Annotated in this window: 12 protein-coding genes and 1 tRNA gene; 9 read left to right on the top strand and 4 right to left on the bottom strand. The window is 75.2% G+C overall.

Annotated elements, in window-relative coordinates:
• The first annotated feature begins 213 nt into the window (after positions 1-213).
• The 3 genes from ACI78V_RS08555 (at position 214) to ACI78V_RS08545 (ending at position 3,274) form a co-directional block, all read left to right on the top strand.
• Positions 214-1,629 carry an FAD-binding oxidoreductase gene (locus ACI78V_RS08555; protein ID WP_456850415.1) on the top strand — a complete coding sequence of 472 codons (1,416 nt, stop codon included), beginning with the start codon at positions 214-216 and terminating at the stop codon, positions 1,627-1,629.
• A gap of 66 nt (positions 1,630-1,695) precedes the next feature.
• Positions 1,696-2,187 carry a MarR family winged helix-turn-helix transcriptional regulator gene (locus tag ACI78V_RS08550; RefSeq protein ID WP_456850414.1) on the top strand — a complete coding sequence of 164 codons (492 nt, stop codon included), beginning with the start codon at positions 1,696-1,698 and terminating at the stop codon, positions 2,185-2,187.
• A gap of 70 nt (positions 2,188-2,257) precedes the next feature.
• Positions 2,258-3,274: an LLM class flavin-dependent oxidoreductase gene (locus tag ACI78V_RS08545; protein ID WP_456850413.1), complete on the top strand. Its 1,017-nt coding sequence runs from the start codon at positions 2,258-2,260 to the stop codon at positions 3,272-3,274.
• Positions 3,275-3,286: 12 nt separating this feature from the next.
• Here the strand turns inward: ACI78V_RS08545 and ACI78V_RS08540 are convergent, their stop codons facing one another.
• The 4 genes from ACI78V_RS08540 to ACI78V_RS08525 are packed head-to-tail and all read right to left on the bottom strand — an operon-like array spanning position 3,287 to position 8,008.
• Positions 3,287-4,813 carry a carboxyl transferase domain-containing protein gene (locus ACI78V_RS08540; protein WP_456850412.1) on the bottom strand — a complete coding sequence of 509 codons (1,527 nt, stop codon included), beginning with the start codon at positions 4,811-4,813 and terminating at the stop codon, positions 3,287-3,289.
• On the bottom strand, positions 4,810-6,015 hold the full coding sequence (locus ACI78V_RS08535; RefSeq protein ID WP_456850411.1) for a CaiB/BaiF CoA transferase family protein: 1,206 nt from the start codon (positions 6,013-6,015) through the stop codon (positions 4,810-4,812). The genes ACI78V_RS08540 and ACI78V_RS08535 overlap by 4 nt, the downstream gene beginning before the upstream one ends.
• Positions 6,016-6,034: 19 nt before the next feature.
• Complete coding sequence (locus ACI78V_RS08530) at positions 6,035-7,372, bottom strand: SLC13 family permease (protein ID WP_456850410.1); 1,338 nt, start codon at positions 7,370-7,372, stop codon at positions 6,035-6,037.
• A 42-nt stretch (positions 7,373-7,414) separates the two neighbouring features.
• Entirely contained in the window at positions 7,415-8,008 is a 594-nt protein-coding gene (locus ACI78V_RS08525; RefSeq protein WP_456850409.1) for a 5-formyltetrahydrofolate cyclo-ligase, read from the bottom strand.
• 80 nt (positions 8,009-8,088) lie between these two features.
• On the opposite strand from ACI78V_RS08525, the gene galU reads away from it, so the two are divergent.
• From galU to ACI78V_RS08495, 6 genes are all read left to right on the top strand, one after another.
• Positions 8,089-9,003, top strand: a complete 915-nt coding sequence (gene galU, locus ACI78V_RS08520; RefSeq protein WP_456850408.1) for a UTP--glucose-1-phosphate uridylyltransferase GalU — start codon at positions 8,089-8,091, stop codon at positions 9,001-9,003.
• Between the two features lie 62 nt (positions 9,004-9,065).
• Positions 9,066-10,433: a molybdotransferase-like divisome protein Glp gene (gene glp, locus ACI78V_RS08515; protein WP_456850407.1), complete on the top strand. Its 1,368-nt coding sequence runs from the start codon at positions 9,066-9,068 to the stop codon at positions 10,431-10,433.
• 8 nt (positions 10,434-10,441) lie between these two features.
• Positions 10,442-11,062: a GNAT family N-acetyltransferase gene (locus ACI78V_RS08510; RefSeq protein ID WP_456850406.1), complete on the top strand. Its 621-nt coding sequence runs from the start codon at positions 10,442-10,444 to the stop codon at positions 11,060-11,062.
• Positions 11,063-11,260: 198 nt separating this feature from the next.
• Positions 11,261-11,962 (top strand): divisome protein SepX/GlpR, encoded by a 702-nt coding sequence (gene sepX, locus ACI78V_RS08505; protein ID WP_456850405.1) that lies wholly within the window; start codon positions 11,261-11,263, stop codon positions 11,960-11,962.
• Positions 11,963-12,120: 158 nt separating this feature from the next.
• A tRNA-Ala gene (locus tag ACI78V_RS08500) sits at positions 12,121-12,194 on the top strand.
• Between the two features lie 172 nt (positions 12,195-12,366).
• On the top strand, positions 12,367-14,148 hold the full coding sequence (locus ACI78V_RS08495) for a PQQ-dependent sugar dehydrogenase (RefSeq protein ID WP_456850404.1): 1,782 nt from the start codon (positions 12,367-12,369) through the stop codon (positions 14,146-14,148).
• Position 14,149 lies beyond the last annotated feature (1 nt).

Raw genomic sequence — 14,149 nt, 5'->3', positions numbered from 1 at the left:
CGGCACGGGTGCGTTCGCGCGGGAGGGCACGACTACTGGTAGCCGATCGCGTCCGGACCGCTGCCGCACGCCGGTGCCCGGGCGCCGACCGGACGCCGACGCGCCGGTGCCACCCATCCCGGCCGCCCGGGGGGATGTGGTCCGGGCGCGTTCAGGTGAACACTGCTCCCCGACGGGGGCCGACGCCGGGAGCGGGAGAAGGGCGGGCCGATCGTGACCGAGACGCTGAGCGGCGGGATCGAGGCGCTGCGAGCCGAGGTGGGTGGGCCGGTCCTGGTGCCGGGTGACGGGGGCTACGACGAGGCCCGGTCGCTGTGGAACGCCGGCATCGACCGGCGGCCGGCCGTGGTCGTCGAGTGCACCACGGCCGCGGACGTCGCGGCCGCCGTCCGGTTCGCCCAGAGCGAGGGCCTCGAGATCGCCGTCCGCGGCGGCGCCCACAGCATCCCCGGACTCTCCTCCGTCGACGGCGGCCTGGTCGTCGACCTGCGGCGGATGAACGCGGTGACCGTCGACCCCACCGGCCGGCGGGCGCGGGTGCAGGGCGGTGCGCTGCTGGCGGACCTGGACGCCGCCACGCAGGCGCACGGACTCGCGGTCCCGGCGGGGATGGTCAGCCACACCGGCGTCGGTGGCCTGACCCTCGGTGGTGGGATGGGCTGGCTGACGCGGCTGGCCGGCCTCTCGATCGACAACCTCGTGTCGGCACAGGTGGTGGTCGCCGACGGCCGGGTGCTCCGGGCCGCGGAGGACGAGAACCCCGACCTGTTCTGGGCCGTCCGCGGTGGCGGCGGCAACTTCGGCGTCGTCACGGAGTTCGAGTTCCGGCTGCACCAGGTGGGGCCGACGGTGCAGTTCGGGCTGTTCTTCTGGGACGCGTCGCAGGGGCGCGAGGCGCTGCGCCTGATGCGGGACGTCGTCGCCGACCTGCCGCGGACGATGAACGCCGTCCCGGCGGCCGCGCTCACCGCCCCACCGGCGCCCTTCGTGCCGGCCGAGCACCAGGGCAGGTCCGGGTACGCGCTGATCCTGGTCGGCTTCGGTGACGCCGCGGAGCACGAGCAGGTGACCCGGCGGGTGCGGGAGACCCTGCCGCCGCTGTTCGACGTCGTCGCGCCGATGCCGTACACGGCGCTGCAGCAGATGCTGGACGAGGCCAACGCGTGGGGCTTCCACGCGTACGACAAGAGCGGCTACTTCGCCGACCTCACCGACGACGTGGTCGACGTGCTCGCCGAGTACGCCCCCCGCAAGACCTCCCCGCTGTCGGTGCTGCTCTTCTACCGGCTGGACGCGGCCTACTCCGAGGTCGGCGAGGACGACACCGCCTTCGGGGGCGGGCGGTCGCCGCGGTACGCCGGGTTCTTCATCGGGCTGACGCCCACGGCGGAGATGCTCCCCGCGGAGCGCGAGTGGGTCCGCACCCTGTGGCAGGCGCTGCGCCCGCACATGATGGGCGCGGGCACCTACGTCAACGCCCTCGAGGGGGGCGACCCGGCCGAGGTCGAGGCCGCGTACGGTCCGAAGTACCCGCGGCTGTCCGCCGTGAAGGCGAAGTACGACCCCGGCAACGTCTTCCACCGCAACGCCAACATCGCGGCGCCGAACATCCCCGCGCCGCGCGGCTGACCGGCGCCCGCACAGGGAGGACCGTCACCGGACTGGGCTCGGCCCGGCGCAAGTACGGTCCCTCCCGTGGCGCAGGAGTGGCTGGACGAGGAGCAGCAGCGGACCTGGCGGGCGTGGCTGACCGCGTCCGAACTGGTGCCGCGGGTCCTCGACGCGCAGCTGCAGCGGGACGCCGGCATCAGCCACGCGGCCTACGTCGTCCTCGCGATGCTGTCCGAGGCGCCGGGGCGCAGCCGGCGGATGAGTGACCTCGCCCGCCGCGCCAACCAGTCGCAGAGCCGGCTGTCGCACACGGTCGCCCGGCTGGAGGAGCGCGGCTGGGTGCGGCGGGAGCGCTCGAGTGAGGACGGCCGGGGCAACGTCGCCGTCCTCACCGACGCGGGGTGGGACGTGGTCCGCTCGGTCGCCCCCGGCCACGTCGACGCCGTCCGGGCCGCCCTGTTCGACCCGCTCACCGAGCAGCAGACCCGGGCCCTCGGGGAGGCGCTGGCGCTGGTGATCGACCGGCTGGACCCCGACCACAGCCTGCGCGTCGAGCACGGCGCGGACGCGAGCTGACGTCCCGGCGGGGCCTCCCGGTGGCCGGGCAGGGGAAGCCCGGGCGACCGGCGCGCGTTGCCGGCGGGTGATGTCCGAGTCGCTGCCGCTGTCCGTCCTCGAGCTGGCCACCGTCGGCTCGGGGCAGTCCACCGCCGAGGCGCTCGCGGCCACCACCCGCGTCGCGCAGACCGCCGACCGGCTGGGGTTCTCCCGCATCTGGGTCGCCGAGCACCACAACATGCCGGCCGTGGCGAGCACCAGCCCGCCGGTCCTCATCGCCCACCTGGCTGCGGTGACCGAGCGGATCCGCATCGGCTCCGGCGGCGTCATGCTGCCCAACCACGCGCCGCTGGTCGTCGCCGAGCAGTTCGCCGTCCTCGAGGCGCTGCACCCCGGCCGGATCGACCTGGGGATCGGCCGCGCTCCCGGGACCGACCGGCGGACGGCGGTGGCGCTGCGCCGCGACCCGGCCGCGCTCTCGGCCGACGACTTCCCGCAGCACCTCGTCGACCTGCTCGGTCTGTTCGGGGACCCGCGGGTCGAGGGTGGCCTCGCCGAGCGGTTCCGGGCGACCCCCGCCGCGGAGTCGGCGCCGCAGGTGGTGCTGCTCGGGTCCAGCGGGTTCTCCGCCCAGCTGGCCGGCCACCTCGGGCTGCCCTTCGCCTTCGCCCACCACTTCGGCAGTTCCGACGTGCTGACCGCCGTCGGCCTCTACCGGGAGACCTTCCGCCCCTCGCCGGTGCTGGAGGAGCCGTTCACGATCGTCACCGCGAACGTGCTCGCGGCCCGGACGGAGGAGGAGGCCCGGCGGCTGGCGCTGCCCGGACAGCTCATGCGGCTGTCCCTCCGCCTGAACCGGCCGCGGCCCCTGCCCAGCGTGGAGGAGGCCCAGGTCGACCCCGAGCGGGGCGCGGCCGAGGCGATGCCGAGCAACGCGGTCATCGGGGACGCCGCCGGCGCGGTCGCGCAGCTGCGCCGGCTGGCCGCGGACACCGGCGCCGACGAGCTGATGCTGTCGGCGTCCACGCACGGCGTCGAGGAGCGGCTGCGCAGCCTCGAGCTCGTCGCCGCCGCGTGGGGGCTGGACGGCCGGGCCGCGGCCTGACCCCCCGGCTCCTCAGCGGCCGAGGTGCCGGTAGCGGTGCAGTCGGCTGCGGAACCGCTCGCCGTCGTCCCGCCCGAGCAGGTTGGCCAGCTCCTCGCCCAGCACCCGGCCCAGCCGCCGGCAGAACTCCACCGGCTCGTCGGCGGCGTCGGGCCGCTCGGGCACCACGCGGTCGACGATCCCGGCCCGCCACAGGTCGGTCGCCCGCACGCCCTGGGACGCCGCCATCTCGTCGGCGCGGTCGATGGTGCGGTGCACGATCGCCGAGGCGCCCTCCGGTGGCAGCGGGCCCAGCCAGCCGTTGGCCGCGGCCAGCACGCGGTCGGCCGGCACCAGCGCCAGCGCGCCGCCGCCGGTGCCCTGGCCGAGCAGCACCGCCAGCGTCGGGGCCTTGAGCATCACGAGGTCCTGCAGGCAGCGGGCGATCTCGGCGGCCAGCCCGCCCTCCTCGGCCTCCTTCGACAGCGCCGCACCGGGGGTGTCGATGAGGGTGACCAGCGGCAGCCGCAGCTCCGCGGCCAGCCGCATGCCGCGGCGCGCCTCACGCAGCGCGGCCGGTCCGAGCGGTGCGGTCAGCGACTGCCCGCGTCGGTCCTGCCCGAGCACCACGCAGGGTGCGCCGCCGAAGCGGGCCAGGGCGAGCAGCAGCCCCGGGTCCTTCTCGCCCGCGCCGGTGCCGGACAGGCCGACGATGTCGGTCGCCGCCGTCCGGAGCAGCCGGCGGACGCCGGGCCGCTCCTCGCGCCGCGACGCGGTGACGACGTCCCAGGCGCTGCGGTGGTCCTCGGGGTCGTCGGCGTCGGTGCCGTCCTCGGGCCGGGGGCGCTCGGCGTCGCGGACGTCGAGGTGCCAGGTCTGCCGCGCGGCCAGCACCCGCAGCGCCCGGTCGGCGACCTCGGCGATCTCCTCGTGCGGGACGACGGCGTCGATGAGCCCGTGCGCGGCCAGGTTCTCCGCGGTCTGCACGCCCTCGGGGAAGGGCTCGCCGTAGAGGGCCTCGTAGACCCGGGCCCCCAGGAACCCGATGGAGGCGCCCGGCTCGGCGATGGTCACGTGCCCGGTCGAGCCCCACGACGCCAGCACCCCACCGAACGTCGGGTGCCGCAGGTAGACCAGGTAGGGCAGCCCGGCCTCCTTGTGCCGGGCGATGGCGGCGGTGATCCCGATCATCTGCAGGAAGGCGACGGTGCCCTCCTGCATGCGGGTGCCGCCGGACACCGGCGCGGCCAGCAGCGGCAGCCCCTCCTCGGTGGCCCGCTCCACGGCGGAGATCAGCCGTTCCGCGGCGGCCACCCCGATCGAGCCGGCGAGGAACCCGAACTCCCCGGCGATGACCGCGACGCGCCGGCCGCGCAGCAGCCCCTCGCCGGTGATGATCGCCTCGTCCTGCCGCGTCCGCTCCGCCGCACGCGCCAGCTCGGCGGCGTACTCGGGGGAGACCTCGCCGACGGTGATCGGGGAGTCCCAGGTCTTCCAGGAGCCGGGGTCGAGGACGAGGTCCCGCAGCGAGCGGGCGTCGAGCCTGTTCGGCCGGGTCACTGCTGCAGCCAGGCGCGGATCGCCTCGTTGGACGAGCCCAGCACCGGCGGGGCGGTGTGGTCGCGGCGGGTGGTCTCGGTCTCGCCGTCCGGGCCGGGGGCGAAGAAGCGCAGCGGCGGGCCGGGCAGCTGCAGGGGGCCCAGGGTCTGGTGCTCGACGTCGACCAGCAGGCCCTGCGACAGCGTCTGGTCCCAGGTGTAGACCTCGTCGATCGACCGCACCTTCCCGGCGGGGATGCCGGCGGCGGCGAGGCGGGCCAACAGCTCCTCCGGGGGGATGTCGGCGAAGGTGCGCTCGAGCAGTCCGATCACCTGCTGCCGGTTGCCCACCCGCTCGCCGTTGGTCGCCATGCCCGGCGCCTCGGGGTCCAGGCCGAACTCGGCGCACAGCTTGCGCCACAGCCCCTCCGACCCGCAGGAGAGCTGGACGCTGCCGCCCGCGCAGTGGAACAACCCGTACGGCGCGATCGACGGGTGGTGGTTGCCCTGCGCCCGGCCGACCTGCCCGGCGACGGTCCACGCCGTCCCCTGGAAGGCGTGCACGCCGACGATCGCGGCCAGCAGCGAGGTGCGGACCACCTGCCCGCGCCCGGTGCGCTCACGCTCGAGCAGCGCGGCCAGCACGCCGTACGCGCCGTACATCCCGGCCAGCAGGTCACCGATCGGGACGCCGACCCGCTGCGGGTCGTCCGGGCCCGAGCCGGTCAGGGACATCAGCCCGCCCTCGCCCTGGGCGATCTGGTCGTAGCCGGCCCGCCCGCCCTCGGGGCCGTCGTGGCCGAACCCGCTGATCGACAGGGTGACCAGCCGCGGGTTGAGCGACTCCAGGACGTCGGTGCCGAAGCCGAGCCGGGCCAGGGTGCCGGGGCGGAAGTTCTCCAGCAGCACGTCGGCACGGCGGATCAGCTCGGTGAGCAGCGCCTTGTCGCCGTCGTCCTTGAGGTCGAGGGTGACCGACTCCTTGTTCCGGTTGGTCGACAGGAAGTAGGTCGACTCCCGGTCCGCGTGGCCCCCGGCCCCACCGCCCCGGGCGGGGTCCGGGTGCACGAACGGCGGGCCCCAGCCGCGGGTGTCGTCCCCGCTGCCGGGGTTCTCCACCTTGATGACGCGGGCGCCGAGGTCGCCCAGCATCATGCCGGCGTGCGGCCCGGCGAGGGCTCGGGTCAGGTCGACGACGAGGACGCCGTCGAGCGGTCCGGACATGGTGGTGCGCTCCGTTCGTCTAGAGCCAGCCGGGGACGACGAAGACCAGCCAGGCGAGGAGCGGCCCGGCGACGACGACGATCGCGGCGTAGCTCAGGATCTGCTTGTAGAAGCGGTCACGGTCGACGTCCTGCGCGTTGGCCAGGACCAGCGCACCGTTCGTCGAGAACGGGCTCACGTCCACGATGGTCGAGGCCACGGACAGGGCGACCACCACGCCCACGGCCCCGATGTCCCCGGCGAGCAGGAACGGCACCGCGAGTGAGATGGCGACGCCGATGATCGCCGTCGACGAGGCGAAGGCCGACACCACCCCCCCGATGTAGGCCAGCAGCAGCGCGATCAGCAGGGGGATGCCCAGCCCCGTGACGGCGTCGCCGATGTACTCGATGGTCCCCGCCTCCTGCAGCACGAAGACGAAGGTCAGCACGCCGGCGATGAGCAGGATCGTCGACCAGCTGATCTGGGTCACCGCCCCCTTGTGCTGCTGCGCGGAGAACAGCGCCAGGACGACGGCGACGGTGATGGAGACGAAGCCGATGTCGAGGTCGAAGACCAGCGCGAGGACGGCGACGACCACCAGTCCGACGAGCGTGAGGACCTGCTCGAACCGCACCGGCTGGGGGACGTCGGGGTGCACGTGCTCGTCGTCGTCGCCACCCACCGCCGGGCCCGGCGCGGCGCCGTGGCCCCGGACCAGCGTGCCGTGGGCGTGCTCGACGTGCGCCAGCGGCTCGGCGGCGACCTTCCGGCCGATCAGCTTGCGCCCGCCGAGCAGGACGAAGAGCAGCAGTGCGATCGCCATGTTGAACAGGAGGCTGCCCAGGAAGACCATGAGCGGGCTGCTCGGGAGTCCCTCGTCCTCGACGATGGTGTTCACCGTGACGCCGTAGACGCTGATGGGGGAGAACCCGCCGCCCTGCGCGCCGTGGATGACCATCATGCCCATGAGCAGCGGGTTGATCCCGTGCCGGGCGGCGAAGGTCAGTGCGATCGGGGCGATGATCGCCACCGCGGCCGGGGAGAGGGCACCGATGGCGGTCAGGAGCGCGGTGACGAAGAACATGATCCACGGGATGGCCGCCACGTGCCCGCCGACCAGTCGCACCGCGCCACGGACCAGCAGGTCCACGGTGCCGTTGTTCTGCGCGATGGCGAAGAGGTAGGTGACCCCGATCAGCGTCAGGACGAGTTCGGCGGGGAAGCCCCCGAGGATCTCGTCGGTCGTGAGACCGACCGACAGGGTGCCCACCACGAAGGCGGCGACGAAGGCCAGGGCACCCATGTTGATCGGCAGGAAGGTGGCGATCGCGAAGATCACCACGAGCGCGATGATGGTGACGATCTCGGGTGACATCGGCGCTCCAGCGGCATCGGGAACGAGGGCGTGATCACTGTGTCAGTGACCGGCCGGTAGCGCCTCCCAGCCCCCGGAGGGCGTGACCACGGCGGTCACCCGGTGGTCGTGCGGCTCCACGGGCAGGTCGTCGACCAGCTCGTCGTCGAACACCAGGGCCACGAGCCGGGCGCCGGGGCGCGCGTGCCGCAGCGCCCGGTCGTAGTAGCCACCGCCGCGGCCCAGCCGGACCCCGGTGCGGGACACCGCCAGCGCCGGGACGACGACGACCTCCGCGGTGCCGATGGCGGTGGGGCCCAGCCGCGGGCCGACCGGCTCCTGCAGCCCGAAGCGGCCGGGGGCCAGCCGGCCGGTGTCCACCGCCCAGGACAGCTCCCGGCCGGCCGCGGGCACGACCGGCAGCAGCACCCGCGCGCCGAGCTGGGTGTACGCCGCGGGGAGGCGGCCGGTGCCGGGCTCGGTGGGGTCGGGCACGAACGCCGCCAGCGTGTGCACCCCGGCCAGTCCGCGCAGCAGGGCCGAGGTGACCGAGGCCGCGGCGGCGGCGCGCTCGGCGGCCGGTCGCGCGGCGCGGCGGGCGAGCACGCCCGCCCGCAGCTCGGCCTTGCCGGCAGCGGCGCCGTCCGCAGGGGTCACCGCCGCAGGCTAGCCACGCGCGGGGGCGCCTGCCCGGCGTCGCCGGGAGCGGTCTCCCGGCCCCTGGCTAGGCTCCCGCCATGCCGACTTCCAGCTCGCGCCCGGCGCGCAAGGCCGTCATCCCGGTCGCGGGGATGGGCACCCGGTTCCTGCCGGCCACCAAGGCCGTGCCCAAGGAGCTGCTCCCGGTCGTCGACCGCCCGGCGCTGCAGTACATCGTCGAGGAGGCCGCCCGGGCCGGGCTGGCCGAGGTGCTCATGGTCACCGGCCGCAACAAGGCCGCCATCGAGGACTTCTTCGACCGGCACCCCGAGCTCGAGACCGCGCTGGAGAAGAAGGGCGACGCCGGCCGGCTCGCCGCGGTGCAGGAGTCCACCGACGTGGCGCAGGTGCACTTCGTCCGGCAGGGGGAGGCCCGCGGACTGGGCCACGCGGTGCTGCAGGCGGCCGCCTTCGTGGGCGACGAGCCGTTCGCCGTGCTGCTCGGGGACGACCTGATCGACGCCCGCGACCACCTGCTCGAGCAGATGCTCCGGGTGCAGGCCGAGCACGGCGGCTCCGTCGTGGCGCTGCTGGACGTCGGCCGGGAGAACATCGACAAGTACGGCGCGGTCGCCGTGGAGCCCGGCGGCACCGATGTGGTGACCATCACCGGCCTGGTCGAGAAGCCGCCGGTGGACGAGGCGCCCAGCAGCCTGGCGATCATCGGCCGCTACGTCCTCGCACCGGAGGTCTTCGGCGTGCTGCGGGAGACGCCCCCCGGCCGAGGTGGCGAGATCCAGCTGACCGACGCCCTGGCCACGCTGGTCGCGCGCGGGGAGCCGGTGCACGGCGTGGTCTTCGACGGCCGTCGCTACGACACCGGCGACCGCCTGGACTACCTCAAGGCGGTCATCCAGCTCGCCACCGAACGCGACGACCTCGGACCGCCGCTGCGGGCGTGGCTGACCGAGTTCGTCGCAGACCTGCCCGCCGAGGGCGCGTCGCAGGGCTGAACCGAGGGCCTCAGGGGGGAGCATCGTCCTCCGTGGTGGGGATGACCGGGGACGGGACGGGCGTGGCGCCCGCAGGGCAGCGCGACACCACGGCGATGGACCTGCGCCAGGGCACCGTGGTGCAGGAGGCGCCGGCGGTGCTCCACGAGACCGCGGCGATCGACCGCGGGCAGGTGCCGCCGCCACCGCCGGCCCCGGAGCCGCTCGAGCCCCGGACGGTCGAGCAGCACCTCGACGAGATCCTCTCCGCGGTGCCGCAGCCGGACCCGATCGAGCTCGCCGTCCTCGACGCGCAGGGGCTGCTGTGCGCCGAGGAGGTCGTCAGCCAGCGCGCCCTGCCCGCGTTCGACCAGGCCGCCCTCGACGGGTACGCCGCCCGCGCCCTGGACGTGGAGGGGGCCTCCTTCGAGGAGCCGGCCCGCCTGGCGGTGGTCGGGGAGACCGTCACCGGCCCCAGCGGTCCGTCGTCCATCGGCCCGGGGATGGCCCACAAGGTGACCGCGGGCGCGATGCTGCCGGCCGGCGCCGACGTCGTCGTCCCGGCGGTGTGGACCGACCGGGGCGTGGTCACCGTCGCCGTCCACGCGCCGGTCGAGACCGGCGGCTACGTGCGCCGCGCGGGGGACGACGTCGCGCCGGGCACCACCGCGGTGCAGGTCGGGACGCCGATCGGGCCGGCGCAGATCAGCCTGCTGGCCGCGGTGGGGCGCGACCGCGTCCAGGTGCGCCCGCGGCCGCGGGTCGCCGTCCTGTCCGCCGGGAGCGAGCTGGTCGACATCAGCACCCCGCCGGGGCCGGGCCAGGTCGTCGACGTCAACAGCTACGCCCTGGCCGCCGCCGCCCGCGACGCCGGGGCCGAGGCCTACCGCTCGGGCATCGTGCCCTTCGACCGGCGCCGCATGTCCGAGGTGCTGGAGAGCCAGCTGCTGCGCAGCGACCTGGTGCTCGTGTCGGGCACCTTCGCCACCGAGGGCGACATGGTGCAGGAGGTCATGGCCGAGCTCGGCGACATGCACTTCTCACCCGTGACGATGCACCCCGGGCCGGTGCAGGCCTTCGGCCGGCTGGGCCGCGACGCGGTGCCGGTGATCTGCGTGCCGGGCGAGCCGGTCGCCGCGCTGGTGGCCTTCGAGGTGTTCGTGCGACCGGCGATCCGGCTGATGCTGGGCAAGCGCCAGCTGTTCCGCCGCACCGTGCAGGCAATCGCCGCCGAGCAGCTCCTCTCGCCACTGGGTTACCGCCAGTACCTGCACGGCCAGGTCATGCGCCACCCCGACGGCGGCTACGTCGTCGAGCCGCTCGGCGGCGGTGACGAGGCGATGCTCGCCCGCATGGCCCGGGCCAACTGCCTGATCGTCATCGACGAGGACGTGACGGAAGTGGCCGCGGGCGGGCTGGTCACCGTGATGCCCCTGCTGCTCGGCGGCTGACGGGACCCGTGGTCGACCCCGCGCTGCACCCGGGCTGGCCCGCGCGGCTGGCCTGGGGGCCGGTGGAGCTGCTCCCACCGCGCCGGCGGGACGCCGAGGAGTGGAGCCGGGTCCGGCTGGCCAACGAGGCCTGGCTGGCGCCGTGGGAACCGAGCGCGCCGGCGTCGTGGGCGGCCCGGCACACCCCGCAGTCGTTCCGGGCGATGCGCCGCGCCCTGCTGCGCCGGGCCGCCGTGGGGACGACGCTGCCGTTCGTCGTCCACGTCGACGGGCGGCTGGCCGGGCAGGTCACCATCGACAACGTCGTCCGCGGGGCGCTGCGCTCGGGCAACCTGGGGTACTGGATCGACCGCTCCGTGGCCGGGCGCGGCATCGGGTCCCTGGCGGTGGCACTGGTGTGCGACCACGCGTTCGGTCCCGCCCGCCTGCACCGGTTGCAGGCCGACATCCGGCCGGAGAACGGCCCCAGTCAGCGGCTGGTGGAGCGCCTCGGGTTCCGTCAGGAGGGCCTGCTGCGCCGCTACCTCGACATCGACGGCGACTGGCGGGACCACCGGTGCTACGCGCTGCTGGCCGAGGACGAGCCGCAGGGGGTCCTCACGCGCTGGCGGGCCCGCATACCCCGTTGATCGCGGTTCCACACCTCGCATACCAGATCGACCGCGCGTCGGGCGGTGTCCGTTTGTCGACACGCCGTCCCGACGGCACTCCAGTCACACAACACATCAGAGACACGCCCGCGCGCCTCCCTCGTCGGGGTGGGTCCAGGCCTTAACTTCGCCGGGCGAGTGACTCATGTGACGGGTGGTGTTCTGATGGGATCCGGCGTGCTCTTGGCCGCTCTGGTCGTGCTGTGGTTCGTCGTGCTGGTGCCCATGGTGGTGACCCGCGGTGACTCGCAGACCGTCCGCGCCGACGCGGGGCGGACGCTGCAGCGGCGGCGGGCGGTGGACCCGGTGGTCCACGCCGACACCGAGCGTGTCTCCGTCGACCGGGCCGCGCTGCTGACCTCCGGCGAGCTCCGGGTCGACGTGCACGCCGTCCGCCGGCGGACCCTGGCCGGGCTGGTCGCGCTCACGCTGCTGGCGCTGGCCGGCGCGATCCTCTACAGCCCCTGGCTGTGGATCGCCCAGGGCGTGCTCGACCTGGCCGTCGTCGCCTACCTGGTGGTGCTGCGCGCCGCCGCGCGCCGGGAGCGGCTGGCCGCGCGCCGCGCCGCCCGGACCGCTGCCCGCGCCGCCCGTCAGCCGGCTCCCCGCCCCGCGGCGCGCCCGGTGCCCGCACCCCGCCCCGCGCCCGAGGTCGACGAGGCCCCGGTCGTCGAGGAGGTGCACCACCACACCGTCGGCCTGCCGCACCCGAGCCTGCCGCTCGCCCCCGTGCACCCGCTGCGCCCGGGCCGTGTCGTGGCCGCCCGCGCGGCGGCGCCGGCCGGCTGGCAGAACAGCGCCGTCGTGGGGCTCGACGACGACGACATCGGCTTCGCCGACATCGACGTCTACCAGCCCCGGAAGGTCGCCAACGGCTGACGGAGGACCCCTTGCCGGCCCCTCCGTGGGAGGACCCCGTCCTCCGCACCGTCGGCAGGCGCACGGTGGGCCTCGGGACGGGGTCGCGGCGGGGCCCTGCAGGTGGGCCACCCGGTGGCGGGGCCGGAGCGGGCTGCCGGTAGACTCCTCGACCGTCAGGGGCTGTGGCGCAGACCGGTAGCGCACCTCGTTCGCATCGAGGGGGTCAGGGGTTCAAATCCCCTCAGCTCCACCGGACAGTTCCAGATGCCCCGCCCGGGTCTCCCGGGCGGGGCATCTGTGTCACCGGACCGGTGCCGGCGGGACCGCTGCGCTGGTGCGCGACCACGCACGGTGCCGCACCACAGGGGAGCCGGCGGCCTGCGTTTGTGGCGCGCCGGGGAGCTGGGGGAGCGTCGCTACCCATGAGCCGGCATCCCTCCCGTGCCGCACGGCGGTGCACCCCCGCCCTGCAGCTCGGCGTCGTCGCGGCGCTGGTCCTCGCGACCGCCGTGGCCACCGCCCCGCCTGCCGCCGCCGCGCCGGTGCTGGCGCCGGACTTCGTCGTCCAGGAGTTGCCCAGCGGCCAGGACGAGCTGCTCACCGACTTCGCGTTCCTGCCCGACGGCAGCTACGTGACCGCGGGGAAGAACGGCCGGGTGGCCTGGGTCTCGGCCGCGGGGGAGGCCCGCACGCTCGCCGAGCTGTCGGTCCTCTCCCGCAACGACCTGGGGCTGGTCGCCGTCGCCGTCGCCCCCGACGCCGCGACGTTCTACACCGGTCGCGCGCTCGACGTCGACGGGCAGTGGACCCTGCGGCTGAGCGCCTGGACCCTCGTCGGTGGCCCCCAGCCGACCGGGCTCGCCGACGAGCGGGTGGTCCTCGAGCTGCCGGCGGGCTCCGACGCCCACGGCCTCACCGGTCTCGTCGCGGCCCCTGACGGCACGCTGTGGGTCACCATCGGGGACAGCGCGGGCTATGTGGCCGCCGACCCCCTGGCCCTGCGGGCGCTGGACCCCACCACCGGCTACGGCAAGCTCCTGCACGTCCTGCCCGACGGCAGCGGCGCGCCCGACAACCCGTTCTTCGACCCGGCCGCCCCGACTTCCTGGCAGAGCCGGGTCTACGCCAGCGGGTTCCGCAGCCCGTTCCGGCTGACCCTCGACCCCGTCACCGGTGCGCCGGTCGTGGGCGACGTCGGCTGGACTGCCTGGGAGGAGGTCGACGTCGTCCGGCCCGGCGCCAGCTACGGCTGGCCCTGCTGGGAGGGGACCGAGCCCACGCCCGGTTACGCGGAGTTGCCCGGGTGCCAGGGGGCGCCGAACACCGCGCCGCTGTGGGCCTATCCGCACGGACCGGCGGGCACCGCCGTCACGGGCGGGTTCGTGTACACCGGCACCACCTACCCGCCGGAGTACCAGGGGGCGTACTTCTTCGGGGACTACTCGGCCCAGCGCGTCTCGACGCTGCGCCACGACGCCCAGGGCCTGCTCGTGCGGCCGCCCGAGGCCGACGGCTTCGCCGCGGAGCTCGGTGCCCCGGTCGCGTTCCGGCCGCACCCGGAGAACGGCGACGTCGTGTGGGCCGACATCCGCGGCAGCGTGCTGGCCCGGCTCCGGTACGCGCCCGGCAACCGCCCACCGACGGCGCAGTCCGTCGCCACCGTCGACGCGGCGACCCGCACCGTCACGTTCGACGGGGCCGGCTCCAGCGATCTCGACGGCGACCCGCTCACCCACCGCTGGGACCTCGGTGACGGCACGGTGGTCGATGGTGCGCAGGTGGTGCACGCCTACGCCGGCACCGGGCTCGACCCGGTCACCGCGACGCTGACGGTCACCGACGCGGGCGGGGCGCAGGACAGCACGGCCGTCACCGTCGTCCCCGGCAACAGCCCGCCCCAGCTCACGCTCACCGCGCCGCCGGCCGACCGGCGCTGGCTGCCGGGCGAGCTGGTGGAGGCGTCGGCCACCGCGATCGACGCCGAGGACGGGTCACTGACGGTCCGGTGGAGCGAGCTGCTGGTGCACTGCAGCGGCGGCGGATGCCACCAGCACCCCGGGGAGACCGTCGAGGGCGCCCACTACGCCCGACCCTTCGTCGACCACGGTGAGGGCACCCGCATGGAGGTCACCGCGACCGCGACCGACAGCACCGGTGTGACGGCCCGGGCCACCTTCGTCCTCCAAGCGCAGTCGGCGGTCTAGC

The organism is Geodermatophilus sp. SYSU D00742 (genome assembly GCF_054049935.1).
Note: the sequence above shows the minus strand (reverse complement) of the source record. Positions and strands in the feature narration are given on the sequence as shown.